Here is a 26,424-nt window from a genome sequence, read left to right as displayed (position 1 = left end):
GCGTAAGAGAACCCCGGCGAGCCGGCTCTCCTTGTCTTCGCGCGGGGCTTAGGAGAGAGCCCCTACGGGCAACCCGCGTCGAAGAGGTTCTGGAACGCGAGGAAATCAAAGATGGTCAGCGACCCGTCCATATCGATATCGGCCGACACCTCGCCTCCATCAAACCGGTTCTGAAACGCCAGGAAGTCGAAGATGGTCAACAAGCCATCCATGTCCAGGTCCGCCCGGCAAACCGGGTCCGTCACCATGTAGTTTGCCGGCCCGTGGAGCAGCTCACCAACCGCCGAGACCAGCTCGATCTCGACAGAGTCAGTCCGCGTCACGATGAACTCGCCCGCGGCGGTCCACAGACCCTCACCCACGGCCTGGCCCGTGCGCTGCTCGGATGTTCCCATATCGCGGCCATCAACGTTCCACTGGATGTGGTCGGCGATGTCGGAGCTGTCGCCGAAACGCACGGTGCCGTCGTCACCGGGGAAGAACACCTGCATACCGAAGGCATCCTGGTCGAGCGGCCCGGCAATCGCGCCGCCGAGATCGCTGGCGTTCACGCCGGACGGGAAGCCACCGGGCATGTCGTCGTTGGTGAAGACCGTCAGGCTCTGGCCGGCGTCGAGGCTGAACCCGTTCAGCCCGGTCGAGCCCGTATACCGGCGCGCCTCGTTGAAGTCATGGGAGCACAACCGCCAGCCGTCGAGCGCGATCGTCTCGTCGGTCGTGTTGGCGATCTCGATGGTGCCGTCGGCAAAGCTCACGCGCACAATCTGGACGCCGCGCTCAATCGGGTCGACTTGCGCCGTCGCCATCGATGAGGACACGACCAAAGCACCACACGCGGCAAGCAGTAAAGAGTTGGACACAATATTCTCCGATCCAGTTTGGTTTCTGTTGGCGTCTCGATTAACCATGGCCGACATCGACTCCGCCACACCCATGAAATGTTCGCGGCACTCCGCGACGTTGCACCGGTCAACTGCTATGCGAGCGTTTTTGTGCCCCATCGCAACAGATCCCACTTCGGGATACCTCCAAGCGGGGATGCACCACATGACTGGAGCAACCAGACGGGACCGGCCGATGCCCGAGACCGACACCAAGCAGGAGACCACGCCGAGCGCGAGCCGATGCCGGGCCCGCCGCCATCACGATGCCCGCCACGCGTCTGGACCAGCCCGAGTTCGCCGAGCTCTTCGATCGAGCCACGCCCACGCTGCGCCTGGTCGCGGCGGCCGAGGTGGGCCGGGCCCACGCCGACGACGTGGTGCAACAGGCCGCGATCATCGCGCTCCAGCGGCTCGATCGCTTCGAGGCCGGCACCGACTTTCGCGCCTGGATGGCCGCCATCACACGCGGTGCCGCTCGCAACCACCGCCGCAGCGAGCAGGCCCGCGGCCGCCGCGAACGAACGCCCCGGCTCCTCCCACGCCGCCAGCCCAAGCCCGCCGATAACCCCACGTTCGAGCAGCACGCGCCGCTCTTCGACGCGTTAGCCGAACTGTCCCCCGCCCAACGCGAGTGCTTGCTGCTGCGCGTGGTGGGCGAGCACACCTATGAAGAGATAGCCACCATCCTCGACATCCCCGCCGCCACCGCACGCAGCCACACCTATCGGGCACGCGCCCACCTGCTCGAACGCCTCGAATCGAGAGGCGACACCCCATGACTGCCCAGCCACCCACACCCCGGGATCTCGAACGACTCATCGCCCACGCCGATGGCGAGGGCACGCCCGACGAACGCGCGGCCTTCGAAGCCGAACTGGAGCAACGCCCCGAACTCGCCCGCGCGCTGCAACAGCTCCACGCGAACGACACCGCCCTGCGCGACCACTTTGCCGCGCCGCCATCCACACCCGCGCGATGCTCGCGCCGCCAGTTCCGGATCTACGGAGCCGTCGCCGCCCTCGCCGCCGCCCTGGCTATCACGATCACGCTGAGTGTGTTCTTTATGCACGAGCCCGTGCGCACCGTCCAGCTCGGCCACGCCCGCGGCGTCTTCGAGGGCCCCTTCGAGCCCGCCGAGGTCTGCGACACCCGCGAGAAGTTCCGCCAGTATGGCCTGGACACCTTCGGCGTGCCCCTGCTTGCCGACTTCCAGCAAGCCGCCGCCAGCAACGTCGCACTCATCGGCTGGACCGCCTACGAGGGCCGCTACGGCCGCGATGTCGAAGCCGGCGAGAAGCCCCTGCGCGTCCTGCTCGCCCGCGCTCCCGGCGGCGAGCGTGTCATCGTCGTCTTCCGCCCGCCGGGTACCCTGCGCTTCGACACTAACTACACCCACGGCTTCACCCAGCACACCACGATGCTTGGCGGCCTGGTCGTCGACGAGATCAGCACGCTGGAAAAGCCGGTGGTGCTGCCGTTGTTGGGGGTGGAGGGCGAGTGACAGTTACGGGCAACCGAGGTCGAAGGCGTTCTGGAACGCCAGGAAGTCGAACAGCGTGAGCTCGCCATCACCATCGAAGTCGGCTGCGAGATCGCCCGCATCGAACAGATTCTGGAACTCAAGAAAATCGAATACGGTGAGCACGCCATCACCATCGAGATCGGCCCCGCACGCGTCGGCCTCGAAGAGCGTCGCCTCAAAGAAATAACTCGCGGCCGCAAGGCTGTCGCTGACCTCCTCGAAGCCGTCGGTCCGATCGGCGGCCGTCGCCGCAATGCGCAGCTCGTAGGCCCCCGGATCGAGCGCGATCTCGATAGGCGCCACGGGCCGCAGCAGCAGCCGCGTGCCGATGTCGTCCAGCACGGCCTCCACCTCGAACTCGACCTCGAACGTGCCCGTGTTCACCAACCGGATCGACGCCCCCGCATCGCCGGGACGATCACGAGACACGATTCCATCGAAGGCCCGATCGACCAGCAGCTCGAAGTCCTCGATGAGCAGCGTCGCCGAGCCGGCCGCCACGAACTCCAGGCGGTACAGGCTCGTGGCGTATGCCTCGCCAAATCCCTGGATGAACAGCTGCGCCACGGCCGAGCCCGAGGCGTCGATGAGGTCGCCGCCCGCCATTGGTGAATCGGGAACAAAGAAGCTCACCTGCTCGGCACGCGATCGATTCGACGCGAACGGCGGGATGGCCGCGAGGGCCGACACCGACTCAACAAAGTCACCAGCCTCCATCGACGATGCCAGGTCGCGGTCGCGCACCGGATCATCGAACACCAGCGCCAGCGCCTCGGCCTCGACGATCCGGCTGATTTCGCGATCCTGGGCCGCCACCTGCCCCGCGAGCGCCGCCGACGATCCAAGGATGATCTTCCACCACCGCATGCTCCACCTCCTTTTAGCATTGTAACGAAAACCGCCGCGATCGCGATGAAGACTTCGAGAAGACCCGCGAACGCCCTCCCTACCCTCTCCGCCTATGACCACCAAACCCCGAATCCTCACCGGCGACACCCCCACCGGCCAGCTCCACCTGGGCCACCTGGTGGGCAGCCTCGAGAGCCGCGTCGCGCTCCAGGACGAGTACGACTGCTTCTTCCTCATCGCCAACATGCACGCCTACACCACCCGGGCCGACAAGCCGGCGGGCATCCGCGAGAGCACCTTCGAGATCGTGAAAGACTGGCTGGCCGTCGGCATGGACCCCAGCCGCGCCGTGTTCGTGTTGCAGACCGAGGTCCCCGCCATCGCCGAACTCACGTGGTTCTTCGCCATGCTGCTGCCCTTCAACCGCGTCATGAAGAACCCGACGCTCAAGACCGAGATCAAGGACAAGGACCTGGGCGACACCTACTCCTTCGGCTTCCCCATGTACGCCGTCGGCCAGTGCGCCGACATCCTCGCCTTCCGCCCCGAGCTCGTACCAGTGGGCGAGGACCAGGTCGCCCACATCGAGATGTGCCGCGAGGCCGCGAGGCGTTTTAACCAGGTCTATTGCGGCGTCGACCCGCACGCCGAGGACCACGAGCACGAGGCCCTGGGCGGCGTGTTCCCGATCCCCCAGGCCAAGGTCGGCCGCATCGGGCGATTGGTCGGCACCGACGGCAAACAAAAGATGTCCAAGAGCCTGAACAACGCCATCATGCTGGGAGACACTTTCAAGCAGATCAAGAAGAAGATGGGCCAGCTCTATACCGGGCGCCAGACCATGGACGAGCCCGGCGACACCACCAACGCCCTCTTCGACTACGTCCGCGCCTTCATCCGCGACGAGACCCGCGTGAAGGAACTCGAGACCAAGTACGCCGCCGGCGACAACATCGGCGACGGCCACATCAAGGTCGAGGTCGCCCAGGCCATCGACGAGCTCATCGCCCCCATCCGCGAGAAACGCGCCGAGCTCGCGGGCGAGGCGGGCGACAAGGTGGTGTTGGAGATCCTTCGCGACCACTCCAACAAGGCTAACGCCGTGGCCGAAGACACACTGGCAAGAGCGAAGGCGGCGATGGGGCTGGATTTCTTCGGGCGGGAGTTGCGGTTTCCGAGGTAAGAAGTTGAACGCGGAGGTCGCGGAGGGCTTGGAGTAGAAGAGGGCTCTTTCCGAGCCGCGTGCGTGAGCACGCGGACCAACACCCAAACTTCATGATCGTGCCTCGTCGGCAGCCTCGATCTCTTCCAGCGCCACGCTCACGCCGTACGCGTCTAGGCACGCCTGAGCCGCGTCACTGATCCGGGCCACGCGGGGATCTTCGTGGACCAACTGCTCGATCGTGGGGCTGGCCTCATGGCACGGGATGTCCGTGAACGGGCCGCCCGCGAGGTCAAGAAACCGCTGGAGCGCTTTTAGCTCCACTGGAGTCCACGGACCGGCTGCCAGATCGGGGCGGGCTCTTTGCACGGCTCGCTCCCGCCGCTCCACGTTCCACTGGACCAGTTCGAGCGTGTCCGAAATGATCTCATCCAGCAGCGCGTACTCGCTGGCGGTGGCCTCGCGGATGCACCACTTGTCCTGGTACGCCTTCGAAGCCACGCGAGCGATCGCCAGCAGGACATGCCTTTGATGTGCCGTGAATCGGTCTTCCACACACGAAGGTAGCCAGTCGGCCCTCCGTATGCCTAGTCACTGACGCCACTCAATGGTTATCTTTATTCATGCCCCTCCGCCCGCTCATCCCCGTCATCGCCGGCCCCACCGCCGGCGGCAAGACCGGCCTGGCCATCGCTTGCGCGAAGCTGGCCGAGGCGAGTGGCCTCACACCGCACGCGGCGGTCATCTCGGCCGATGCCTTCCAGGTCTACCGCGGCCTGGACATCGCCAGCGCCAAGCCGACGAGGGAAGAACGCGACGGCGTGCCCCACCACCTGATCGACATCGTCGAACCGACCGAACCCTTCACCGTGGCCCAGTGGCTGGAACTGGCGACACAGAGGATCGACGAGATCGAGGCCGCGGGCGGCTGGCCCATCATCGCCGGCGGCACCCACCTCTACATCAAGGCCCTCATCGACGGTCTGTTCGATGGCCCCCCCGCCGACGACGCCCTGCGCGAACAACTCCGCGCGATGCCACCGGCGGAACTCCGGGCCGAACTCGAACTCGTCGATCCCCAAGCCGCCCAGCGCATCCACCCCGCCGACCAACGCCGCACCATCCGCGCCATCGAGGTCCACCGCATCACCGGCACGCCCATCTCAGACCACCAGAACCAGTGGGACAGTGGGACCGGCCCCCTGGCCGACCGCCTGCTCCTGGTCACCCTCCAGTGGCCGACCGAGGCCATCAACACCCGCATCAACGCCCGCGTGAAGGCCATGGTCCAGGCCGGCCTGGTGGAGGAAACCCGCCACCTCTGGGAAGCCAACCGCCTGGGCCCGCAAGCCGCCCAGGCCCTGGGCACAAAACAAATCCTCGCACATTTGCAATCCGGATTTCCCCTCGATTCCACCATCGAGCGGACAAAAATCGAGACCCGCCGCTTTGCCAAGAACCAGCGCACCTGGCTCCGCCGCCTGGCCTCGCAGGCCGCCAGCAGCCCCAAACGGCTGGCATTCCATCCCGAATCCGAGGACGCGGGCACCTTCACACAAACTCTTGTGCAACAATGTTTTACAACGGATTAGCCACGGGTTTTCGGCAGGCTGTCCACGCCCGATCCACCAAAGCAGTATGAATATCTCGGGCCCCCGGGCCGATTCAGAGCCGATGGAAAGCCGTGTCCGAGTGTCGGAGCGGCCCCATCGGCCGGCTGGCGCTTGACATCGCCCCGCCGGCAACCTTCCCTGTCCAGCGACCGCGCCGCCGGAAGCAGGCAGAACAAGCGACAGGACCCATGGCCAAGAAGACTACCAAACGAACCTCGAAAAAGACCACCAAGAAGGTCGGCAAGACGACCTCGAAAAAGGTGGCCAAGAAGACCGCCGCCAAGGCGGGCGGGGGTCGTGGTGGCCGATCCAGCCGCGGCACGGGCTACAAAGCCGGCGCCGCCAAGGGCAAGGACCTGGTCATCGTTGAGAGCCCCAGCAAGGCCAAGACCATCAATAAGTACCTGGGCGACGAGTACGTTGTGCTGGCCAGCGTCGGCCACGTCCGCGACCTCCCCGAGAAGGCCGACAAGGGCGACAAGAGCCCCGTGCCCGGCGTCGACCTCGAGAAGCGCTTCACCCCGACCTACCGCGTGTTGAGCGGCAAGGAAGCGGTGATGAAGGAGCTCAAGCGGGCCGCGACCGACGCGACGGGCAGCGGCGGCAAGGTCTGGTTCGCGACCGATCTCGACCGCGAGGGCGAGGCCATCGCCTGGCACCTGGCGCAAGAGATCGGCATCGACGCCGCCGACGCCAAGCGCGTCGTCTTCGCCGCCATCACCAAGGCCGAGATCGGCAAGGCCTTCAACAACCCCCACCCCATCGACGTCGACAAGGTCAACGCCCAACAGGCGAGGCGCATCCTCGACCGCATCGTGGGCTACCAGGTCTCGCCGCTGCTCTGGAAGAAGGTCACGCGAGGATTGAGCGCCGGCCGCGTGCAGAGCGTGGCCGTCCGCCTCGTCGTCGAGCGCGAGCGCGAGATCCGCAACTTCATCCCCGATGAGCACTGGTCGGTCTCGGCCAGCTTCACCGGCGACCAGGCCACCGCGAGCAAGCTCGCCCCACAATGGACCGAACTGCTCGCCAAGCGCGACGACAAGGGCAACCCACCGCCCCTCAAGATGCAGAATGCCTGGCTGGCCGACCACGGCGCCTTCCGAGCCGAACTGGTCGAAGTCGCCGGCCAAAAATTCGACATCGGCCAGCCCGGTGACGCAGAGCCCACCGACCTGACCCCGCGCGTGGTTAAGCTTCTCGAGTCCGCCGGCCTGACAAACATCAATGTCGAGAGCGAAGAGGATCCGGAAGCCAAGGGCCCCGCCCGCTTCAAGCACGCCATCACCGGCACGCCCGACCCGGCGATGCCCTGGACCGTCCGCTCCATCGAGACCAAGCGCACGAGTTCACGCCCGCCCGCGCCGTTCATCACGAGCACGCTCCAGCAAGCCGCCAGCACGCGCCTGGGCTTCGGCGCCCGCCGGACCATGAGCGCCGCCCAGGGCCTGTACGAGGGTGTCAACATCCCCGGCGAGGGGCCCGTTGGCCTCATCACCTACATGCGTACCGATTCGACGCACATCGCCGGCGAAGCGCTGAACATGGCGCGCGAGCACATCACCAAGATCTGGGGCGACAAGTACCTGCCCGAGAAGCCCAACTTCTTCGGCAGCACCAACAAGAGCGCCCAGGAGGCCCACGAGGCCATCCGCCCCACCAACGTCGCCTTCACGCCCGACATGGTGCGCAAGAGCCTCAAGCCCGACCAGGCCCGCCTCTACGAGATCATCTGGCAACGCTTCGTCGCCTGCCAGATGACACCCGCCCAGTGGGACGCCACCGCCGTCTTTATTGATGGTGGCAAGCCCGACACGCTTACGTTCAAGGCCACCGGTCGCGTCCTCGTCTTCGACGGCTTCTACAAGGTCGCCGGCGTGCCAACCGCCAGCGACGAGGCCACCCTGCCCACCGTGCAGGAGCAATCGACCCTCCACGCCTTCGCCATCGACCCGCGCCAGCGCTTCACCAACCCACCCGCGCGATACACCGAGGCCAGCCTTATTAAGACGCTCGAGAGCGAGGGCATCGGCCGGCCCAGCACCTACGCCAGCATCGTGCAGACCATCCAGGATCGCAAGTACGCCGAGCAACGCGAGCGCCGCTTCTACGCCTCCGACCTGGGCGAAGTCGTCACTGACAAGCTCATCGAGGCCTTCCCGCGCATCATGGACCTGGGCTACACGCGCGAGATGGAAGCCGAGCTCGACAAGATCGAAGAAGAGCACCTCGACTGGATCGACATGCTCGAGCGCTTCTACGGACCGTTCAAAGAGAACCTCGAGCACGCACTCGAAAACCTCCAGCACGCCAAGGCCGAGATCCAGCCCAGCGACTACCTCTGCCCACGCGACAGCGCCGAGCTCGTCTACCGCTTCGGCAAGAACGGCCGATTCCTCAGTTGCAGCAACTACCCCGACTGCAACTACGCGTGCCCCGTCGACAGCACGGGCAAGCCCCGCCCCATCGAGTACGTCGACGTCCGCTGCCCGCGCACCGGCCGCCCAATGGTCCACCGCACGGGCCGCTTCGGACCCTTCATCGCCACCGATCTGGCCGAGGGCGAGAGCCCCGAGGACGGCCTGATCCTGAACATCGACAAGAAGGGCCACGTCGTCGCGCCCTCGGTGCCGCCCATCGAGACCGAGCTGCCCTGCCCAACCTGCGAGGCCCCGCTCAATCTACGAAATGGCGCCCGCGGCCCGTGGCTGAGCTGCTCGCGCTTCCCCAAGTGCCGCGGCCGCGGAAAGTGGAGCGAACTGGACGAGAAGAAGCAGAAAGAGCTGGAAAACAAGCTCGAAGCCCACGAGCGTGAGAACCCCACGCCCATCATCGAGCGCCTCGATGGCACCCCCCTGACCGACGCCAAGGGCAAGCCCCTCGAGCACGCACCAACGATCTCGCAACTCGTCCTCGACACCATGCCCGATGACGCCGTCAGCACCCACGAGCGCCCGGTACCCAAAGCCGATGCCGTCGCCAAGTCGGCCTGACGACTACTCGCCGACGACCCTCTTCCGTCTCAACACGTGGTGGTAATGCCGCGCAAACCGGTGCGCCTCGTCGCGCACCTGCTGGCACAGCCGCAGCCCGAAGTTCTCGCGCCCGAGCCGGATCGGAGCCTCCCGTTCCTGCACATAAATCAGCTCTTCCTTCTTCGCCAGCGAGATCACCATCGGCGCCGGCACGTCCATCTCGCGCAGCGCCTCCATCGCCGAGTGCAGTTGCCCGAGTCCGCCATCGATCAAAATCACGTCGGGATACAACTCGTGCCCAGCGCCCGCCTCGCGATACCGGCGGCTCACAACCTCCCGGATCGACGCATAATCGTCGTTCCCCGTGCCCTTGATCTTGAACCGCCGGTACTCGCTCTTGAATGGCCGCCCATCCACGAAGCACACCTTGCTCGCGACCGTCTCGTTGCCACCCAGGTGCGCGATGTCGAACCCCTCGACCACGCGCGGCGGCTCGTCAAGCCCCAGCGTCTTCTGCAAGCTCCGCAACCCCTTCTCCGGATCGACATACCCGATCTCGGTTTCCGGCTGCCACCCGTCGCGCTTGGTCGACCGCTCCTCCAGCTTCTCGATCGCCGCGATCTGATCCCTCAATTCCGCCGCCCGCTCGAACTCCAACCCCTTGCTCGCCTCAGCCATCTCCCGCCGCAGCTCGACGAGCATCTTGCTCCGCTTGCTGCCCATGAACCGCACGAACCGATCCACCTGCTCGCCATACGCCGTCAGTGTCACCTTGTCGGCGCACGGGGCCGTGCACTGCCCGATGCTGTACAGCAAGCAAGGCCGGAAGTACTTGTTCTTCGGATCGCCCTCGACAATATCTAGCTTGCAATCGCGGAACTTGAACACCCTCTGGGCCACCTGCACCGCCTCGCGCAGCGCCCCGGCGTTCACGAACGGCCCGAACACCTTCGCGCCCTTCATGTATTCGGGCGTCGAACCGTCCGCCCGCACGCCTGCGGGGTTCCGCGTCACGAACACCCGCGGGAAGTCCTCCCGCTGCGTGATCACCAGATACGGGAACGTCTTGTCGTCCGTCAAGCGAACATTGAACCGCGGCCGGATGTCCTTGATCAGCCGGTTCTCGGTCAGCAGCGCCTCGAACTCGGTCTCGCACTCGATGAAGTCAACATCCGCCACCACGTCCAGCATCGGCCCCTTGGCCGGCCCAAGGTCCGCGCTGGGCACGAAGTAGCTCGCCACACGATCCGGCAGCTTCCGAGCCTTGCCAACATATACCACGACATCCCGCGCATCCTTCATCAGGTACACGCCCGGCACCGCCGGCAGCGACCGCGCACGCTTGAGCAACCGCGCTAACCGCTCGGCACGTCCCTCGTCCTGCTCTCCAGATTGCTCGGCGTTCACTGGTTCGTCGGCCACGCTCACATTGTACGAGCCCGCGAAACCTACCCGCCCGGTTGGGCCCCGCCCTTGCCGGAGTCCCCACCACCATGCCGTGCCTCTCGCACCTCATCGGCCACCGCCCGGTCCCGCTCCTGCTGCTGCATCATGGCCGCCGGGTTCAGCGTCCCCTCCTGCTCGGCCCGCGCCCTCTCGGCCGCCGCCCGCAGCTGCGCATCGTTCTCCAGGTCCGAGGCCGTCAGCCCCGTGCCCCGGAACATCCCAAAGCCAAACACGAGCACGAGCACCACAACCAGCACCAGCGCCGCCCCCGCTCCGAACGCCCCGAGTACCACCTTCGGGCTCATCGACCCGCCCTCGAATCCCTCGCGCAGCGTCGCCACGCGCTCGTCCAGCTTCTCCTTGGCGCTCGGGCCGCCCGACATCGGGCGCTGGAACCGCTCGAACAACCCGCCCGTCGCCATGCGATTGTGCATCCGCTCACGCCACTCGCGCACGCCGTTAAGTACGGCGTCGATGCGCCGGCCGATCTCGGCCAGGACCTCTTCAAATGCGGACTTATCGCTCATACCAGGTTTCCGCCTTGATGACAGTCCATTGTATCGGAAACGGCGGCGCATTGGAAGGGCAAGACACGCCCGAAAACACCGCACCCTTACACTGGACGATGCCCGAGGCCGACACCATCCCCGAAGGCCTCGCCTGCGCGAGTTGCACGTACAGCCTCGCCGGCCTGCCCTGGGGCACCCCCTGCCCCGAGTGCGGCTACGGAGCACCCACCACCACGCCCACCAACGCCCTGCGAGAAGCCCACCCGAGGTTCATCAGCGCCGCCCGAACCCAACTGCGCAACCTCATCGCCGCCGACGCCATCGTCCTGGCCGGCCTCGCCCTCCTCGCGTTGGCATCCATCACCCTCGCGTCGGTACCGCAACTCCCACGAACCGCCCGCTTGATCGCATCGATCGGCGTCCTCGGCTTTCCCGCCGTCGCCGCCGGCTTGATCTATGGCCTCGTTGTCTGCGTGCTCATCAGCACACGCCATCGCAACGCCCGGGGCACGCTCGACCAGCCCGGCCGCTCTGGTATCTCGAAATGCTTCTGGTGGTGCGTCGCCCCGTTCGTCGGGAGCCTCGTCCTGACAATCGTCACCGGCGGCGCCGCCGGCTGCCTGCTCATCATCACCGGCCCGATCTCGCTCGCGTGCGCGGGCGGCTTGTTCTATTGCCTCTTCGATCACGCCAACTCCATCATCGCACGCTGCGGCCAGAACCCGAGTTGGTCACGCCTCCAATACACCACGGCCTACGGCTCGCTCGCCTGCGTGCTGCTCACCCCGTTGGCATTCATCGGAAACCGCCTCGCTCTCGCCCTCCTCATCATCGGCGCCATCGGCCTGCTCTTCCTCACCCACGCCCTGCGCACCCGCATGGCCGAGCGATGCGTCCGCCGCGTGCAGGCCGAAATCCATAACCCGTCCACAGAGACCTAAGCTCATCCATGGCAGGCGACACCAGCCAAGGCTCACAGATCGACCCCGACCTGCTCGACAAGGCGCCCCAGGGCGCGATGTGCCTGGGCTGCCGCTACGACATCTCCGGCATGGACATCCGCGCCAAGTGCCCCGAGTGCGGCGACCGAATCGCACCCTCGGTCAACTTCATCAGCATCGAACACGCGCCGCCGTCGTTCCTCGCCGCCGTGGATAAGGGCACACGAGGACTGACCAAGGCCGGTGCCCTCGCACTGGCGGGCCTCGCCCTCTTGTCCATTGGGTACACGCTGATCAGCACAACCCTCGCCGGCCGTGCCCCGCTGTTCTGCACGATCTTCGGCAGCGCCCTGCTGCTCATCGCCACGGGCGTCGCCGCCCAGCACATGTGGGCGCTTTCTTCCCAACGCCTCCCCGGCGAAGACGCCAGGGCCAAGATGCTCCGCACCGTCATCCGCATCATGGCCTGCATCGCCGTGGCCACGGCCGCCATGTCCGCCATCATCTTCGCGCTCGTCGGCACGGACCAGTTCACCTGGAGCAGCCGCAGCCCGCTCGACCACATCTTCATCCTGTGGTTGGCCTTCATCTTCCTGCCCGTGTACACGGTGTTCTATCTGCAGTCGCTAGCCCAGCGCAGCCGAACGCTGAGCTCCAGGCTACTCATGGGCCTGGCCGTGGGAACCATGGCGCCCTTGGTCACGCTGCCGGCAACCTTGTCGTTTAGTAGTGACGGGGTCTTCAGGCTATTCGGCCTTCCGGCGACAAGCCAATTCCCCACGCCGAATCTGCTGCCCATCGATCCGCCCTACGGGTGGCCGATCACGATGGGCCTCAGCATCGCCGTCGCCCTCTTCGCCATCGCCTACTTCCGCAAGGGCATGGGCTTCACCCCTACCGCGGCAGATCAACCCCACGAACCCCACCGTTCGTAGCCCAGAAGTACAGCGGATACTCCCCATCGCTCCCCGCCACGCCGCCCAGCGGCTGGAGCCGCTCGGGCCGCCAACTCGGGAACAGCGGCATCAGGTCGCTCGGCTGGATGCGCCCGCCCGGCAAGAACTCGTCGTTCTCCGCCGCCGCCTCGCCAATCTTGCGCATGTCGGCCTGCCGCACGCCGCCGTCACCCGTCGCCACGTGCGGCCGCGCCTCGGGGTTGCACCAGTTGGGCGCCATCTTCTGCCGCGTCGCGCTCCCGCCGCTGATCGCGATCCTGTTGTTCTTGGCAAAATCCGCACGCTCCCACAGCAGCACCTTGTCGGCCGGCTGGCCGATGCTCGCCGTCGACGTGGGCGCGAGCGTCCCGGCGTTCATTGCTCCACGCGTGCCCGCCCCGAACCGGCTGGGCGCACTCCACAGCGTCGGGCTCATGTAATAACTCGAAGGCCACAGGTATTGCCCGTTGCGGCTCTCTTGCAACGACCGATACTGGTTCAATTGATCAAGCCCCAGCCGATCGGCCGGCGAGTACTGCACCTCGGTGTCGCGCCCGCCCTGCGCGTTCCAATCGCTCAGCCACGAATACCAGTACACCCCGAAGAACTCCGTACTCCACTGCGGGGCGCTGGGCACCTCGAAGTTCCACACCGGCTCGTCCTGGGTCGGGTGCAGCGCGTCGCTCCACACCGTGCCCGGCACGCGCCGCCCCCGGCCATCCTCGGAGTTGAACGGCGTGGGGAAGAACCGCTGCTCGTGCTCGTACAGCATCATGAGCTGCGACAAGCTCCGCAGGTTGGCCACCCCGACCGTCGATCGCGCCGTCAGCCGCGCCCCAGCCAGCGCCGGGATCAGGATGCCCATGAGAACCCCGATGATCGAGATCACCACCAGCAGCTCGATCAGCGTAAATCCACGCGCCCTGCCGTTGCCCATCGGGGCCTCCTCGCACCAGAACCGATCTTGCCGACCACCCCACACCGTACTACGCCCGACCCGCTCCCAGGTTGCACCGCAGCCACGAACGGTAATTCTTCCGATAACCAACGCGCAGTTCCTGCCACTGCGGTTCGATTTCTTACATTTCGGACTCAAGCCGCCCCCGCGCACGTTCGATAACCCGGGTATGGCCAGCCAAACCAACACCCAGACCAGTCCCCAGAGCGTCGAGACCACCGAGCCCCGCCCGGCCGTCTTCAAGATGTCGGCCCTTCACCCCCGGGCCGGGAAGGCGTCGGCCGCTGGCACCGCGCCCAACCTCCTGAGCGAGATGGCCGGCCTGTTCGAGGGCAGCCTCACCAGCGGGCTCGGGCCGAGCGTCGGCATGCTGCCCCAGCCCAAGCCCGCGCCCCAGCCAAAGGCCGAGCCCCCGCGTCCCGCCCAGCGTCGCAAGGCCAGGGTCGCCGCGGAGTCCAAGCCAAAGCCCAACCCCAAGCGCATGACCGCCGAGGAAGCTCGGGCCTTCCTGCTCGGTGCAAACGCCCCCGCCGGCCAGAGCGCCCAGGCACGCCTCATGCGCACGCCCCCCATCCCACAGCACATCCGCGACGTGCGCGCCCCCGGCTTCACCAGCGTCTACGAGATCCTCCCCGAAGAACCACGGCTGTTCGCCCTCGAGTCCGTGTACGGCCGGTGGGATGGGAAGGTCCTCGTCCTCGACTCGGCCCCCACCCACGTGCAGGTGGTCAAGGCACGCTTGCAACGCAACACCCTACGCCCGTACTGCCAGAACGAAACCTCCGCCACCTATGGGCTGGCCCGCCTGGCCTTCCCCCTGGCGAGCCGGGGCGTCCTGGCCGGCACCGCCTTTGGCCCGCTGCTGATCAATTCCAACGAACGCGATGAGCTCGCCGCCCATCGCGACCAGGTCCGCAAGATCGTCGCCCCCACGCTGCGCTTCGTCATCAAGAACATGCCCAACCTCAAGGCCATCGTCTGCCTGGGCGTCACCGCCTACGAGTTCGTGCTCCACGCCATGACCAGCAAGGTGACCAACCCCGACACGCTCGCCCGGTATCCCGAAGACTTCGACTCCACCGAGCCCGTGCGCCCCATCTTCGGCGGCCCCACCGTATTCCTCACCTGCCGAACCTCGCCCGAAGCCATCCGCCGCCGCGGCGGCGAGACCAGGGCCATCCAGGACTGGCAAGCCGTCACCGACCACCTCACCCAACAGGAACGGCCCCGCGCCCTCCGCCAGCTCGGCCGCGGCAAGGCCGTGCGAGACATCCAAGCCGCCTGAGCAAACCCGCTTCGATAACCAGGCCCGGGCTCTGTCCGCAAACACCTAACCTCCCCCGTGGCCCATCGCATACCACGCAAGGTTGAAGACGACTGCGGCGTCACCCACACCGTGACCCAAGCCCGCCGCCACGCGCTCTGGCCGATGCCTGATACCCAGTGCCCGATGCCTCCTTATTCCCCCACCTTCCGGGTCACACTCACCGCCGGATACAACCCCGCCACCTTCTCCCGGGGCTCCACCCGGGCCCGATACCTCGGGTTCAACGGCTGCAACCGGATGAACTCCTCGCCCTCACCCGTCCGCTCGAAGTACACCCGCTTGAAGGTCGTCTCGCTGTCGGGCTCGATCAGCCGCGCGAAGCAGTCCATGCCGCTCTTCACCTCACGCCCGGGGCTGAAGATCACCACGTCGCCCTCCACATACGTCGGCTCCATGCTGTCGCCCGTCACCCGGGCCGCGAACGCGTCCGGATCGCCGAGCTCGGGCGCCGCCACGTAGCTGTCGGCAACCCTGGCCGGGTACCCCAGATCCGTGAACTCAGCCGCCTGCCCCGCCGGCACGAGATTGATCAGCGGCACCGCCCGAGGCAGCAACGCCCCGACCTTCTCCCCCTCGCCCGATCTTTCGTCCGCCGGAGAGATCCGATCCACCAGCCTCGCCAAAGCGCCAGACTCGAACGCGCGATCCAACCCGCCGGGCCCCGCGCCTCGTAACAGCGCCGCGAGCTGCCGCCCCGCCTCGGCCTGCTCGCGCCGCTCTTCAAGCTCCTTCCGCACCCGCTTGGGCGTCGTCTCCATCGCCGCCGCTGCGGCCAGTGAACCGGGCTCCATCTCAAGGGCCCCCTCCAGCGAAGCCAGCAACCCGGGCGTCGGGGCTCCACGCTTGCTGCGCTCGAGCAGCGACAGGTACCCCTTCGTACACCCCGCCCGCTCGGCGGCCTCGCGCAAACTCAGGCCCAGTCGCATCCGCCGATCGCGGACCCGAGCCCCGAACACCATCGGCCCGAGCGGGCCATCCTGGGTCTCGCCTGCCATGGTCATCATCCTCGATTTCCCCACTTCGGAGGCTCTCACAGGGTTCCAGCGGTCAAAATCGCCGCGCATCGCCACGCCGGTGCGCTATCTGGTGGACATACCAAACAATACCCTTGCAATTGTTTGCAATCCAGTCGACAATAGGAGAGAATCGACCAGTAATCAGTAAACGGAGGCCCAGCTATGCAGACCCGACTCGACGATGCCACCCTCGACATGCGCCGCAAGCGCCGCCGGGCCCTGGTCACCCGCGTCCTGGACGCCGCCGACCACCTCCCCGCCGACGAACGCCAGCTCCTCGTGGCGATCTATCGCCACGGAATGGCCGTCAGCGAGGCCGCCACCATGCTGGGCACCCCCGAACGCCAGCTCCGCCGACGCGTCAGGGCCCTGGTCCGACGCGTGTGCGACCCGTCGTTCGATGCCGCCGTCGGCCTGAGCCCCGACCTGCCCCGCCAGCTCCGCCAGGTCGCCCGTCTCACCTCGATCGAGGGATTACCCATGCGCCAGGTCGCCCTGCGCCTGGGCATCAGCTACCACAGCGTGCGCAAGCAGTGCGACGCGTTCCGAGCCCTCACGCAGACCCCCGGCCTGCGCCCCGCGGCGGAGACCCTGGCGTGACCGACCGCCTCGCACACGCCCGAGCCCTGTTCGCCCTACCGACCACGACGGCCGACCCCACCCGCCGCAGCGCCCTGCGTGCCGCCCGAGCCGCCGCCAGGTCTCTGGTGCAACTCGACCCGGGCCAGGTCGCGCTGCTCACCGGCCCCAGCGGCAGCGGCAAGACCACGGCACTCACGTGGCTCCGCCGCCACCTGTCGCGCGCCAATCGCCCGGTCGTCCGACCGCCCGCCCACCTCTCACGCCGCCGCCCGACGGTCGAACAGGTCGGCGCCGACTTGGACCAGGCCCTCGGCCTGCTCAGCGCCGCCGGCCTGGCCGAAGCGGCGCTGCTGCCGCGCCCCGCCGGTGCGTTGAGTACCGGCCAGCTCGCGCGCCTCACCATCGCCGCGGCCATGGACCGCTGCACGCCCGGCTGCGTCCTGATCGTCGACGAGTTCGCCGCCGCCCTCGACCGCGCCACCGCGCAGTCGCTCGCCCATGCGCTCGCCCGCTGGTGCCGTCGCAACTCCATCACGCTCATCGCCTGCAGCGCGCAAGAGGACACCCTCGAAGCGCTCGCGCCCGACCTGCTCATTGCCCTGCCCCCGCCCGGCGAACGCCCGTCGCCGCCCACCATCATCGCCCGCGCCCCCGCGGAGCACACCATTGGCACACGCCTCGCTCGCCCGCCGGTTCAGTAGTCCCGATCCCGACACCATCACCATCGAGGCCGGCGTGCCGGCCGACCTCGCGCCGCTGGCCCGCTTCCACTACGCCGCGGGCCGCCCCGGCCCGATCGCCCGCGTCCTGCGCGCCGTCGATGACAACGAAGTCGTGGGCGTCTTGGTCGCCTCGATGCCGACGCTCAACGGGCGATGGCGGCCCATCGCGTGGCCGGGCGAGTACGACACCCCCGACAAGCGCGCCAACGCGCTGCGCCTGAATCACGACGTGCGCGTCATCTCGCGTGTGATCGTCGATCCGCGATACCGCGGGCGGGGGCTGGCCGTCCGCCTCGTGCGCGCGTACCTCGACAATCCCCAAACCGCGCGCACGGAGGCCTTGGCCACCATGGCCCACGCGTGCCCCTTCTTCGAGCGTGCGGGCATGCGGCGGATCGAGTTGCCACCCAGTAAGGCCGACGCCCGGTTGCTGCGAGCCTTGGACCGACATGGGCTCGAGCCGGCGGACCTGCTGCACCACCCGCCCGACAGCATCGCGCCCAGCCTGCGTGCCTGGGCGAGCGCGCGCAAGCTGCGCGGCGGCGACCTCCCGGGCCGCGCGTTCGCCGCACTCACGCACCCGCCCGTCGCGCTCGTGCACGATCGGGGGGCATCATGACCCCCCTGCCAACACGGCCGGCGACCATCGATGGACTCGCCGAGTGCGTGCGCACCGCCTTGGACGTGCAACTGAGCGCCAAGCCCTTGGAATACCTCGCCCACGCGTTCTTTGCGGACCACATGCCCGAGGCGCTGGGCAACGCGAGCGATGATGCGATCGATGCCGTGGTCTGGGCGAACCGGGGTGGTGGCAAGACCTTTCTTGGCGCCGTCGCGACGCTGCTGGATCTTGTGTACAAGCCGGGCATCGAGGTCCGCATCCTGGGCGGCTCGCTCGAGCAGGCCCAGCGCATGCACGCGCACCTGCGGCACCTCATTCGCTCTCCGGCTGTCAGCGACCTGGTCGAGGGCCGCGTGACCGATCGCAAGCTGGAACTCATCAACGGCTCGCGGCTGGAGCTGCTCGCCCAGAGCCAGGCGTCGGTCCGGGGCACGCGCATCCAGAAACTTCGCTGCGACGAGGTCGAGCTGTTCGACCCGGCGGTGTGGGAGGCGGCCCAGCTCACCACGCGGAGCAAACAAGTCCAGTACGACGGCAAGACCTACACCATCCGCGGCTCGATCGAGGCCCTGAGCACCATGCACCGCGCGCACGGGCTGATGCGTGATGTCGTGGAGCAGGCGGCCGAGGGCTCACGGCGATTGTTCAAGTGGGGCGTGGTCGATGTGCTCTCCCATTGCGGCCCGGAATACGAGTGCGAGGGCTGCCCGCTGTGGAACGAGTGCCGGGGCTCGGCGAAGCCGAAGGACCGCACGCCGGGGCACCTGTCGATCGCCGACGCGATCTCGCTCAAGGGCCGGGTGTCGCTCAGCACGTGGGACGCCGAGATGCGGTGCGAGCGGCCCAAGAGCGACGACGCGGTGCTGCCCGAGTTCGACCAGGCCGTCCACGTGCGCGCGGCTCCGACGTTCGATGAGGATTGGTCCTGGGTGCTGGGCATGGACTTCGGCTACCGCTCGCCGACGGTGATCGTGTGGGGCGCGCTGTCGCCCGATGGCGTCCTGCACATCCTGCGCGAGCGAGTGGCGTCGCGGTGTCTGCTGGGCGAGCACATCGACGCGATGCTCGACAATGAAAGTCGCAAGCCGGCGTGGATCGGCATCGACCCCGCCGGCTGGCAGGGCAACGCGCAAACAGGGCTCAGCGATGCCCAGCAGATCCAACGCGCGGGGCTGACCGTGCGCGCGCGGCGGACGACCATCCGGGCCGGCCTCGACCTGCTGCGCGCCCGCCTGCGGCCGGCCACCGGCGAGCCAACCCTGTACATCTCGCCCGACTGCCCGCACCTGATCGAGAGCCTGGAGCGGTACCACTACGACATGCAGCGGCCGATGAGCGAGGAGCCCGCCAAGGATGGGCCCGACCACGCGGTGGATGCGTTGCGGTACCTGGTGACGAATCTGGATCGACCGGGGGCGCTGAAGGCGGGGAGTTACTTATGACCGAGTATCGTTCGAGTACGCGCCTGTCGAGATCTTGCTGGGTTCTGTCAATCACGGGCTGCGTGCTACGCTCTATGCATGATGCTCGGCCTCACGATTGGTATTGTCATGGGTTCGGTTGCCATTGAGTCGCCGCCCTACGACGTTGCATTCATCTCTCGCCGCGATGGCAACTGGGAGATCTACACGATGCGCGGGGATGGTGGCGAGCAGGCGAATCGCTCGCAGCATCCCGAGGGCGACCACGCGCCGCGGTGGACCGACGACGGGCGGTCGATCGTGTTCCGGTCCCAGCGATCGGGCGATGGGTATGCGCCGCATCGGATGCTGGCCGACGGCACGAGCATCGAGCCGACGGATGGCTCGAAGGTCTACGGCATCTCGTTCTTGCCCGACGGCGTGCGCGCGGTGCGGAGCATCGACGACGAGACCGGGCTTGATGTATACATCGAGGACACGCGTTCGGGCGAGCGGACGCGGCTGACCCGCGACGCGGGCGAGAACTGGGGGCCGACGGCTTCGCCCGATGGCTCGCTGGTGCTCTTCAGCTCGAACCGCGACGGCAATACCGAGCTGTACCTGCTCGAACTCGATGGCAACGGGGTAGCGACGCGGACGCGGCGGCTGACCGAGACGCCCTCGCTGCGCGAGCGGTATGCGTCGTTCTCGCCCGATGGAACCACGGTGCTGTACAGCGCCGGGCCGGACGACGCCGAAGACGGCGCGCCGGACCTCTACACGATCGACGTGCGCACCGGCACCGTCACGCGGCTGACCGACACGCCCGGGGCCGAGGGCGAGTGCTCGTACTCGCCCGACGGGGCGTGGATCCTCTTCCAGGGCAGGACCGAGGAAGGCGACGCGGACGTCTTCGCGATGCTCGCCGACGGCACGGGCCGCAGGAACCTGACGAGCACGCCCGGCTACGACGGCGAGCCGGTGTGGTGTCCGGTCCGGCGGGAGCCGTAGCGCAAGGCGGGCGCAAGCCCCTCAGTGCTTGAACAGGCGGTAGACCATCAGGATGCCGCCGCTGAGCAGTGCCCCGGCGACGAGGCCGACGATGCCGCCCATGGCGGCGCCCCAGCCCGGGCCGACTTCCTCGGGCGCGACGAACGCGCCGATGCCGGCGGCGATGGCGATGCTGGCGAGGATGAAGACGGCCTGGAAGAGGTTGTCCTTCAGGCGGACATTGGGGCCCGCGGCGACGTCGGTGACGATGTTGTAGACGTTGGGCTCTTCTTTGGGGGGGGTGGGCTTGTTGCTGGGTAATGTCGGTGGGGCGGGATCTTTCATGAGCAGAGGCTCCTAGCGCACAGGCATCTGAACGATAGGGAACTTGTTCCCCGGTGCGGCAAAGTGGCATTGGTATTGGGTAACACTGCGCGTAAGCAGAACATACTTCGCTCATTATGCGTGTGCTTTGTTTGTTGTGAGATCGACGATGGTCGAAGGAGAATTCGCCAATGACTGAGCAGATTGAAAGCAGGGCCTATGTTCCGGCACCAGCCCCGGTCACCTATACCCTCGAGTTGCTGCGACAGGAATGTCGAGTCGTTCGCGATATGGAAGACCGATTGCTGAATGCCAGTTCGCTGATTGCCGAGCAACGCCCCATGATTGATAAGATTCTGGCACTGCCTTCCTCCGGCACCGCTGAGGAGCATGAGGATGCCCAAGGACTGCGTCAGCCCGGTTTCTATCTCATCGAGGTCGCCAAGTGGGCCCAGAAACCATCCGAAGACGACAAGGCACATCTCAGAGCGAGGCTCGGCGAAGCCCGGCGGTCGGTTCGGGAGATCTTTGGTGGCATGAACCGTCTGGGTCTTGCAGCTCATGCCGAAGACGCGTGCCTGAGCTCGATTGCGATGTGCGAGGGCAGGTACTTGGCCGCAGTCTGGCTCCGATGGAGCGAGTACATCAAGTTTCGCCGCCAGGGCAAGGGCCGCGAGCGTATCTACTCCGTGTCGGAGGATCTCATCTGGCACATCGCCAAGTTCATGCTTTCGAAGCCGCTGGTCGATGCGGACGAGGATGTTCAGGACCAATATACCAAGTACTGGACGCTGGTGCAGGGCTCAGCGAAGCCACTGAGTGAGTACTACTCATCCGTGGAGATTCGCACCGCGTGGGCGGCTTCCATGGAACCCAAACTGCCACAATCTGAGGTCAATGACGATATTGGAGCCGAGGAAGACTCGAAGCAGCAGACGGACTCGGATGGACCGGCGGATAAGACGGCTAACTGATCTTGAGCTCTCTACCTCAATAATCTCACTGCCGGGTGGGTGTTCCTACCCGTGCGCTGCCGCGCCGATGGTCATTTTTACCGCGACGTGGCTGGGCTTCACGCGGGTCTCGAACTCGTCGCGGAACTTGTTCATGATGGTACGCAAGGCCCAATTGTTGCCATCGGCCAGGCCGCAGATCGTCGTGCCGGGCATGGAGCCCATGCTGGTGGCGATCTCGAGGGCCATGTCGAGGTCCTTGGTTTTCGCGTGGCCGTCCTCGATGCGGCTGACGAGTTGGTAGAGCCAGCCGCTGCCCTCGCGGCAGGGCGTGCATTGGCCGCAGCTCTCATGCTTGTAGAAGCGGGCGATGTTGCGGGCGACGGCGACCATGTCGGTGTCTTCATCGAAGACGGTCGGCCCGGCGGTGCCCAAACCCAGCACGTTGTACTTCTTGCCGATGTCGAAGTCCATCTCGGCCTCGTACTGGTCGGTGCCCAGGATGCCCATGCTCACGCCGCCGGGGATGGCGCCCTTGAACTTCTTGCCATTGCGCATGCCGCCGCAGTATTCCTCGACCAGGACGTTCAGGGGGATGCCGAGTTCGAGCTCGTAGCAGCCCGGACGGTTGACGTGGCCGCTGACGCCCATGAGCTTGGTGCCGAAGCTGGGCGGGGCCCCGATAGTGCTGTCGACGCCCTGCTTGGTGAACCACTCGGCGCCGTTCTCGACGATGCTGGGCACGTGGGCGAGGGTCTCGACGTTGTTGATGATGGTGGGCCGGCCGAAGAGGCCTTCCACCGCGGGAAATGGCGGCTTGATGCGCGGCCAGCCGCGCTTGCCCTCGAGACCCTCGAGCAGCGCGGTCTCTTCGCCGCAGATGTAGGCGCCCGCGCCGCGGTGGACGTAGCAGTCGACCTGGAACTTCGTGCCGCCGGTGTTGGCGTCGGTGTTGGTCAGGCCCTTGGGGCCGAAGATGCCCTGCTCGTACGCCTCGGCGATGGCCTTCTCGAGGACCTTAGCTTGGTGGTGGTACTCGCCGCGGATGTAGATGTAGGCCTTGTCCAATCGACAGGCGTAGCAGGTGATGGCGATGCCTTCGAGGACCAGGTGGGGGTCGAAGTCCATGAGCAGGCGGTCCTTGAAGGTGCCCGGCTCGGACTCGTCGGCGTTGATGGCCAGGTAGCGTGGGCCGCGGTCTTCGAGGCTGTCCTTGCCGTCTTCGATCTTGGGCAGGAAGGTCCACTTGAGGCCGGTGGGGAAGCCCGCGCCGCCGCGGCCTCGGAGCATGGAGGTCTTGACGGCGTCTGTGACGTCGCCGGGCTTCGTGGTCAGGGCCTTGCGGAGGCCCTCGTAGCCGCCGGTCTTGACGTAGTCGTCGTAGCCGACGACGCGGCGGTCCTTGGGATCGCCGTAGGGCCAGGTGGGGATGCGCTTGCACAGGACGTGCTCTTCGATCTTGGGGGACCAGGCCATGGCGACTCCGGGGGCTTCGATATCAAGCGGATCAGGAACTGAGCGGCCATTCTAGCGGATGGGGTGGGCGGGCCGACCGGGGCCGGGCGGCTGGTTAGGATTGGCCCCATCGGCCCAGGGAAGTTGGCCGATGTCGGCAGCCCGGATGCAGGCGAGGGAGCGAGCGATGCGGACAGCGATCACGGCGGCGATGGCGGGCCTCTTGGTGATGGCGAGCGGGGCGTTGGCCTCGGGGCGGCCCAGCTTCGTGCACGAGCCGTACGTGGTGCCGGCGTCGATCGGGCTGCCGGGCTCGGTGGGGGCCAGTTCGGTCGGGGCGGCGAGCGCGGCGGCGGGCGGCATGCTCCAGGACGACGTCGATTGGACGCGGCGGCGACGCGAGATCGCCCAGCAGGAGATGTGGTTCTACTACCGCATCGGTGTGGGTGCGACCGACCGTGGCAGCGCCCGATTCGAGAACTTCAACGGCATGGACTTTGACGCCGACTTCGACACCCCGGGCCTGCTGGTGAGCCTGGCCATCGGCGGGCGGTACCGGCTGTGGGCCGACGGGCCGTGGTCGCGCGTGGGGATGCGCTTCGAGGTCGAGGGGCTGTTCGGCTACAGCCAGTACGACCGGGTCGGACGCGGGGGCGGCCCGATCGTGGCCGACGGCGACCTGTTCGAGTACGGCTTCTCGGTGAACCTGATGCCCGACATCAAGCTCGGGCGCGTGAGCCTGTTCGCCGGCGGCGGGTTGGGGGCGTCGGTGTTCACCATCAGCGACCAGAGCCCCAGCGACTACGACGACTCGCGCGGGGCGCTGAGCTTGCAGGCGATGGCCGGCGTGAGCGTGGAGCTCGCCGAGCCCGTGGCGCTGTACGGCATGGTGCGGTACCGCACGTACAGCAACATCCACTTCTACGACGACACCGACACGCGGATGCGACTGCTGAGCCTGGACGCGGCGTCGGTGGAGGTAGGGCTGGAGTTTCGGTTCTAGATCTCTTTCCCCTCCCCCTCCCCCGCTCCCAGCGGGGGAGGGGGCCGAGGTCTTCCGAGGTCGGAGGGGGTCTGCCCGAGGATGCCGATGGCGAGACCGCTGAGGAACGAACTGAAAGCGTCACGCAACACGCAAGCCCGCAGCCGAGAACTGCGAACGGGTGCGTCCGTCCCGGAGCGTGTGTTGTGGTCACGGTTGCGCCGTAGCCAACTGGATGGGCTCAAGTTCCGCAGGCAATACGCCCTCGGGCCGTTTGTTGCCGACTTCTATTGCCACGAGTGTGCACTCGTCGTGGAAGTGGATGGCCCGCAGCATCAGGGCGAACAAAAGGACCATGATGCGCTACGAGACGAGTGGATGCGAGAGCGTGGGTTGTTTGTGCTGCGTGTGCGTGCGGCGGATGTGAGTTCGGACATTGGTGCGGTGCTTCGGACCATTGCCCGCGAGGCGACGCGATTGAAGACCCCCTCCGCCTCGGAGGACCTCGGCACCTCCCCCGCTGGGAGCGGGGGAGGGGGTTAGAGGCGCACCCTCTCGGTGATGCTGAGCCCGAACGCTTCGAGTTGGGGATATGCCGCGTCGCTATTGGTGAGCAGACGCATCTGCTTGATGCCCAGGGCTCGGACGATCTGGCTGCCGGTGCCGTATTCGAGGGCGCCGGCGGCCTGGCTCTTGGTGGGGCTGTCCTCGTTGTTGAGGTCGAAGGGCTGGGTGAGGCGGTTGTTCAGGGCGTTGCGATCATCGGGGGTGTCCAGCCCGCCGCTCGGGCGGAGATAGACGATCGCGCCCTTGCCCGCCTGCTGGATCTGGGCCATCGCGCTGTCGAGGATGGCGCGGCTGTTGCGATCGCCCTGTGTGGCCGCGAAGATGTCGCCCAAGAGGTCGCGGCGGTGGACACGCACCATGGTTGGTTCGGCTTGTTCGACGACGTGGCCCGAGTTGTCAAGGTCGCCCACGCCGCCGAGTGTCAGTGCGAGGTGCGGCAGCGGATCGGTGATGCTTCGGAAGGCGTGTAAGGTGAACTGGCCGTGTTTGGTCTCGATTGGCGTGCCGGCCTTAGGCTCGAGACGCTCGACAAAACTCTCGCGGCTCAGACGGTACTCGATGATCTGCTTGATCGAGCACATCTTGAGGTCGTGCTGCGTGTTGAACTCGACCAGGTCGGGGATGCGGGACATCTGCCCGTCCTCGCGCATGATCTCGATGCCCATGGCCGCTGGGGTGAGGCCGGCCAGGCGGCACAGGTCGACCGAGCCCTCGGTCTGGCCGATGCGCACGAGCACGCCGCCGTCGCGAGCCCGAAGCGGATTGATGTGGCCCGGGCGGACGAAATCGTCGGGGCGGGTGTTGGGGTCGATGGTCATCTGGATCGTGCGCGCCCGCTCGAAGGCACTCACACCGGTCGTGAAACCGTGGCGGGGGTGGCCATCGATCGAGACCATCAGCGGCGTGCCGCGGACGGAGGTATTGCGGGCGGTCTGCGGGTGCAGGTCGAGCCGGTCGCAGATGGCCTCGGTCAGGCTCACGAAGAGGTAGCCCCCGCCCCGGCGGACCATGAAGGACACGGCCTCGGGGGTCACGAACTGGGCGGCCATGACCAGGTCGCCCTCGTTCTCGCGGTCCTCGTCGTCGGTGAGCACGACCATGCGGCCGGCGCGGAGTTCTTCCAGGATCTCGGGGATGGTGCTGAAGCCGGGGGGGGGGTGCGTTGTCACCCGCGAGGATAGAACGAGGCCCTGGCGCAAGCCTGGGCTCCCGCCCGAATTCGGAAGAGCCCAGGCTTGCGCCAGGGCCTCGTTTGCTGTCTAGGGACACCCCAGATCGAACACGTTCTGGAACCCAAGGAAATCGAAGATGGTCAGGGCCCCGTCGCCGTCGAAGTCGGTCTCGAGCGAGCCGGCGTCGAAGCGGTTCTGGAAGGCCAGGAAGTCGAAGATGGTCAGGCTGCCATCGGCGTCCAGATCGGCGGCGCAGGGGGGCTCGGCGATCTCGCCGGCGACGAACATGCGGTCGATCTCGGCGGCCACGTCGACACCCCAGGCCTGGCCGAACGTCTGGTCGCGGTGGTTGAACATGACGGCCACGCGCAGGCTCTGGCCGCGCTGCCAGACGACGGTGTCGGTGCCCGGCAGCGAGCCGCTGTGGGCGCTGAAGAAGCTGGGGCTGATGCCGTCGGGCAGGATCGAGCCAATCGATGCCCCGGACACGATGTGGTTGTCGGCCAGGGCCAGCAGCGGCG

General features: G+C 66.9%; 26 protein-coding genes and 1 pseudogene. 17 read left to right on the top strand and 10 right to left on the bottom strand.

Features of this window, described 5'->3' with window-relative positions:
- Window positions 1–62 precede the first annotated feature (62 nt).
- Window positions 63–806: a lamin tail domain-containing protein gene (locus NCW75_14445; protein ID UYV12483.1), complete on the bottom strand. Its 744-nt coding sequence runs from the start codon at window positions 804–806 to the stop codon at window positions 63–65.
- Window positions 807–1,147: 341 nt separating this feature from the next.
- Between NCW75_14445 and NCW75_14440 the strand changes: the two genes are divergently transcribed.
- On the top strand, window positions 1,148–1,663 hold the full coding sequence (locus tag NCW75_14440; protein ID UYV12482.1) for a sigma-70 family RNA polymerase sigma factor: 516 nt from the start codon (window positions 1,148–1,150) through the stop codon (window positions 1,661–1,663).
- Window positions 1,660–2,385 carry a hypothetical protein gene (locus NCW75_14435; GenBank protein ID UYV12481.1) on the top strand — a complete coding sequence of 242 codons (726 nt, stop codon included), beginning with the start codon at window positions 1,660–1,662 and terminating at the stop codon, window positions 2,383–2,385. The genes NCW75_14440 and NCW75_14435 overlap by 4 nt, the downstream gene beginning before the upstream one ends.
- A gap of 3 nt (window positions 2,386–2,388) precedes the next feature.
- Here the strand turns inward: NCW75_14435 and NCW75_14430 are convergent, their stop codons facing one another.
- Complete coding sequence (locus NCW75_14430) at window positions 2,389–3,273, bottom strand: hypothetical protein (GenBank protein UYV12480.1); 885 nt, start codon at window positions 3,271–3,273, stop codon at window positions 2,389–2,391.
- Window positions 3,274–3,367: 94 nt separating this feature from the next.
- Between NCW75_14430 and trpS the strand changes: the two genes are divergently transcribed.
- Complete coding sequence (gene trpS / locus NCW75_14425; GenBank protein UYV12479.1) at window positions 3,368–4,438, top strand: tryptophan--tRNA ligase; 1,071 nt, start codon at window positions 3,368–3,370, stop codon at window positions 4,436–4,438.
- Window positions 4,439–4,528: 90 nt separating this feature from the next.
- On the opposite strand, the gene NCW75_14420 is transcribed toward trpS, so the two are convergent.
- Window positions 4,529–4,972 (bottom strand): hypothetical protein, encoded by a 444-nt coding sequence (locus NCW75_14420; GenBank protein ID UYV12478.1) that lies wholly within the window; start codon window positions 4,970–4,972, stop codon window positions 4,529–4,531.
- 68 nt (window positions 4,973–5,040) lie between these two features.
- On the opposite strand from NCW75_14420, the gene miaA reads away from it, so the two are divergent.
- The 3 genes and pseudogenes from miaA to NCW75_14405 all read left to right on the top strand — a co-directional run bounded on the left by miaA (window position 5,041) and on the right by NCW75_14405 (window position 9,020).
- The gene (gene miaA / locus NCW75_14415) at window positions 5,041–6,009 is read left to right on the top strand and encodes a tRNA (adenosine(37)-N6)-dimethylallyltransferase MiaA (protein UYV12477.1); all 969 of its coding nucleotides are present in this window, start codon (window positions 5,041–5,043) and stop codon (window positions 6,007–6,009) included.
- 377 nt (window positions 6,010–6,386) lie between these two features.
- Window positions 6,387–8,399, top strand: a pseudogene (gene topA, locus NCW75_14410) (type I DNA topoisomerase).
- Between the two features lie 135 nt (window positions 8,400–8,534).
- Window positions 8,535–9,020, top strand: coding sequence for a topoisomerase DNA-binding C4 zinc finger domain-containing protein (locus tag NCW75_14405; GenBank protein UYV14200.1), 486 nt, complete (start codon window positions 8,535–8,537; stop codon window positions 9,018–9,020).
- Window positions 9,021–9,023: 3 nt separating this feature from the next.
- Here the strand turns inward: NCW75_14405 and NCW75_14400 are convergent, their stop codons facing one another.
- Window positions 9,024–10,424, bottom strand: coding sequence for an excinuclease ABC subunit UvrC (locus NCW75_14400; protein ID UYV12476.1), 1,401 nt, complete (start codon window positions 10,422–10,424; stop codon window positions 9,024–9,026).
- Between the two features lie 26 nt (window positions 10,425–10,450).
- Window positions 10,451–10,975, bottom strand: a complete 525-nt coding sequence (locus tag NCW75_14395; GenBank protein ID UYV12475.1) for a hypothetical protein — start codon at window positions 10,973–10,975, stop codon at window positions 10,451–10,453.
- A 98-nt stretch (window positions 10,976–11,073) separates the two neighbouring features.
- On the opposite strand from NCW75_14395, the gene NCW75_14390 reads away from it, so the two are divergent.
- Both NCW75_14390 and NCW75_14385 read left to right on the top strand, forming a co-directional pair.
- The gene (locus tag NCW75_14390) at window positions 11,074–11,898 is read left to right on the top strand and encodes a hypothetical protein (protein UYV12474.1); all 825 of its coding nucleotides are present in this window, start codon (window positions 11,074–11,076) and stop codon (window positions 11,896–11,898) included.
- Window positions 11,899–11,906: 8 nt separating this feature from the next.
- Complete coding sequence (locus NCW75_14385; GenBank protein UYV12473.1) at window positions 11,907–12,833, top strand: hypothetical protein; 927 nt, start codon at window positions 11,907–11,909, stop codon at window positions 12,831–12,833.
- Here the strand turns inward: NCW75_14385 and NCW75_14380 are convergent.
- A complete protein-coding gene (locus tag NCW75_14380; protein UYV12472.1) occupies window positions 12,793–13,770 on the bottom strand; it encodes a prepilin-type N-terminal cleavage/methylation domain-containing protein in 978 nt (325 codons plus the stop codon). The two genes, NCW75_14385 and NCW75_14380, sit on opposite strands and share 41 nt — an antisense overlap.
- A 190-nt stretch (window positions 13,771–13,960) precedes the next feature.
- Between NCW75_14380 and NCW75_14375 the strand changes: the two genes are divergently transcribed.
- On the top strand, window positions 13,961–15,076 hold the full coding sequence (locus NCW75_14375) for a hypothetical protein (protein ID UYV12471.1): 1,116 nt from the start codon (window positions 13,961–13,963) through the stop codon (window positions 15,074–15,076).
- A gap of 173 nt (window positions 15,077–15,249) precedes the next feature.
- Here the strand turns inward: NCW75_14375 and NCW75_14370 are convergent, their stop codons facing one another.
- Window positions 15,250–16,113: a helix-turn-helix domain-containing protein gene (locus NCW75_14370; protein ID UYV12470.1), complete on the bottom strand. Its 864-nt coding sequence runs from the start codon at window positions 16,111–16,113 to the stop codon at window positions 15,250–15,252.
- Between the two features lie 183 nt (window positions 16,114–16,296).
- Here NCW75_14370 and NCW75_14365 point away from each other — a divergent pair, with 183 nt between their 5' ends.
- The 5 genes from NCW75_14365 (at window position 16,297) to NCW75_14345 (ending at window position 20,471) form a co-directional block, all read left to right on the top strand.
- On the top strand, window positions 16,297–16,734 hold the full coding sequence (locus NCW75_14365; protein ID UYV12469.1) for a hypothetical protein: 438 nt from the start codon (window positions 16,297–16,299) through the stop codon (window positions 16,732–16,734).
- Entirely contained in the window at window positions 16,731–17,417 is a 687-nt protein-coding gene (locus NCW75_14360) for an AAA family ATPase (protein ID UYV12468.1), read from the top strand. Before NCW75_14365 ends, NCW75_14360 begins: the two co-directional genes overlap by 4 nt.
- Entirely contained in the window at window positions 17,383–18,057 is a 675-nt protein-coding gene (locus tag NCW75_14355) for a GNAT family N-acetyltransferase (GenBank protein UYV12467.1), read from the top strand. The genes NCW75_14360 and NCW75_14355 overlap by 35 nt, the downstream gene beginning before the upstream one ends.
- A complete protein-coding gene (locus NCW75_14350; protein ID UYV12466.1) occupies window positions 18,054–19,502 on the top strand; it encodes a hypothetical protein in 1,449 nt (482 codons plus the stop codon). Before NCW75_14355 ends, NCW75_14350 begins: the two co-directional genes overlap by 4 nt.
- Before the next feature lie 78 nt (window positions 19,503–19,580).
- Window positions 19,581–20,471, top strand: coding sequence for a DPP IV N-terminal domain-containing protein (locus tag NCW75_14345; protein UYV12465.1), 891 nt, complete (start codon window positions 19,581–19,583; stop codon window positions 20,469–20,471).
- A gap of 21 nt (window positions 20,472–20,492) precedes the next feature.
- Here NCW75_14345 and NCW75_14340 read toward each other — a convergent pair whose 3' ends face one another.
- Window positions 20,493–20,795, bottom strand: a complete 303-nt coding sequence (locus tag NCW75_14340; protein ID UYV12464.1) for a hypothetical protein — start codon at window positions 20,793–20,795, stop codon at window positions 20,493–20,495.
- A gap of 170 nt (window positions 20,796–20,965) precedes the next feature.
- On the opposite strand from NCW75_14340, the gene NCW75_14335 reads away from it, so the two are divergent.
- Window positions 20,966–21,748: a hypothetical protein gene (locus tag NCW75_14335; GenBank protein UYV12463.1), complete on the top strand. Its 783-nt coding sequence runs from the start codon at window positions 20,966–20,968 to the stop codon at window positions 21,746–21,748.
- Window positions 21,749–21,793: 45 nt separating this feature from the next.
- Here the strand turns inward: NCW75_14335 and nuoF are convergent, their stop codons facing one another.
- Window positions 21,794–23,203: an NADH-quinone oxidoreductase subunit NuoF gene (gene nuoF, locus NCW75_14330; GenBank protein UYV12462.1), complete on the bottom strand. Its 1,410-nt coding sequence runs from the start codon at window positions 23,201–23,203 to the stop codon at window positions 21,794–21,796.
- A 166-nt stretch (window positions 23,204–23,369) separates the two neighbouring features.
- Between nuoF and NCW75_14325 the strand changes: the two genes are divergently transcribed.
- A complete protein-coding gene (locus NCW75_14325; protein ID UYV12461.1) occupies window positions 23,370–24,185 on the top strand; it encodes an outer membrane beta-barrel protein in 816 nt (271 codons plus the stop codon).
- Window positions 24,186–24,272: 87 nt separating this feature from the next.
- Window positions 24,273–24,707 (top strand): endonuclease domain-containing protein, encoded by a 435-nt coding sequence (locus tag NCW75_14320; protein UYV12460.1) that lies wholly within the window; start codon window positions 24,273–24,275, stop codon window positions 24,705–24,707.
- On the opposite strand, the gene ribB is transcribed toward NCW75_14320, so the two are convergent.
- The gene (gene ribB, locus NCW75_14315) at window positions 24,704–25,900 is read right to left on the bottom strand and encodes a 3,4-dihydroxy-2-butanone-4-phosphate synthase (protein UYV12459.1); all 1,197 of its coding nucleotides are present in this window, start codon (window positions 25,898–25,900) and stop codon (window positions 24,704–24,706) included. The genes NCW75_14320 and ribB overlap by 4 nt on opposite strands.
- Between the last annotated feature and the right edge of the window lie 524 nt (window positions 25,901–26,424).

This window comes from Phycisphaera sp. (genome assembly GCA_025916675.1).
In the GTDB taxonomy this organism is placed as follows: domain Bacteria; phylum Planctomycetota; class Phycisphaerae; order Phycisphaerales; family UBA1924; genus JAHCJI01.
Note: the sequence above shows the minus strand (reverse complement) of the source record. Positions and strands in the feature narration are given on the sequence as shown.

Coding starts and splice junctions, on each gene's coding strand:
- NCW75_14445 (UYV12483.1), bottom strand. CDS start 806: ATGGCGACGGCGCAAGTCGACCCGATTGAGCGCGGCGTCCAGATTGTG.
- NCW75_14440 (UYV12482.1), top strand. CDS start 1,148: ATGCCCGCCACGCGTCTGGACCAGCCCGAGTTCGCCGAGCTCTTCGAT.
- NCW75_14435 (UYV12481.1), top strand. CDS start 1,660: ATGACTGCCCAGCCACCCACACCCCGGGATCTCGAACGACTCATCGCC.
- NCW75_14430 (UYV12480.1), bottom strand. CDS start 3,273: ATGCGGTGGTGGAAGATCATCCTTGGATCGTCGGCGGCGCTCGCGGGG.
- trpS (UYV12479.1), top strand. CDS start 3,368: ATGACCACCAAACCCCGAATCCTCACCGGCGACACCCCCACCGGCCAG.
- miaA (UYV12477.1), top strand. CDS start 5,041: ATGCCCCTCCGCCCGCTCATCCCCGTCATCGCCGGCCCCACCGCCGGC.
- NCW75_14405 (UYV14200.1), top strand. CDS start 8,535: ATGGTCCACCGCACGGGCCGCTTCGGACCCTTCATCGCCACCGATCTG.
- NCW75_14395 (UYV12475.1), bottom strand. CDS start 10,975: ATGAGCGATAAGTCCGCATTTGAAGAGGTCCTGGCCGAGATCGGCCGG.
- NCW75_14390 (UYV12474.1), top strand. CDS start 11,074: ATGCCCGAGGCCGACACCATCCCCGAAGGCCTCGCCTGCGCGAGTTGC.
- NCW75_14385 (UYV12473.1), top strand. CDS start 11,907: ATGGCAGGCGACACCAGCCAAGGCTCACAGATCGACCCCGACCTGCTC.
- NCW75_14380 (UYV12472.1), bottom strand. CDS start 13,770: ATGGGCAACGGCAGGGCGCGTGGATTTACGCTGATCGAGCTGCTGGTG.
- NCW75_14375 (UYV12471.1), top strand. CDS start 13,961: ATGGCCAGCCAAACCAACACCCAGACCAGTCCCCAGAGCGTCGAGACC.
- NCW75_14370 (UYV12470.1), bottom strand. CDS start 16,113: ATGGCAGGCGAGACCCAGGATGGCCCGCTCGGGCCGATGGTGTTCGGG.
- NCW75_14365 (UYV12469.1), top strand. CDS start 16,297: ATGCAGACCCGACTCGACGATGCCACCCTCGACATGCGCCGCAAGCGC.
- NCW75_14350 (UYV12466.1), top strand. CDS start 18,054: ATGACCCCCCTGCCAACACGGCCGGCGACCATCGATGGACTCGCCGAG.
- NCW75_14345 (UYV12465.1), top strand. CDS start 19,581: ATGATGCTCGGCCTCACGATTGGTATTGTCATGGGTTCGGTTGCCATT.
- NCW75_14340 (UYV12464.1), bottom strand. CDS start 20,795: ATGAAAGATCCCGCCCCACCGACATTACCCAGCAACAAGCCCACCCCC.
- NCW75_14335 (UYV12463.1), top strand. CDS start 20,966: ATGACTGAGCAGATTGAAAGCAGGGCCTATGTTCCGGCACCAGCCCCG.
- nuoF (UYV12462.1), bottom strand. CDS start 23,203: ATGGCCTGGTCCCCCAAGATCGAAGAGCACGTCCTGTGCAAGCGCATC.
- NCW75_14325 (UYV12461.1), top strand. CDS start 23,370: ATGCGGACAGCGATCACGGCGGCGATGGCGGGCCTCTTGGTGATGGCG.
- NCW75_14320 (UYV12460.1), top strand. CDS start 24,273: ATGGCGAGACCGCTGAGGAACGAACTGAAAGCGTCACGCAACACGCAA.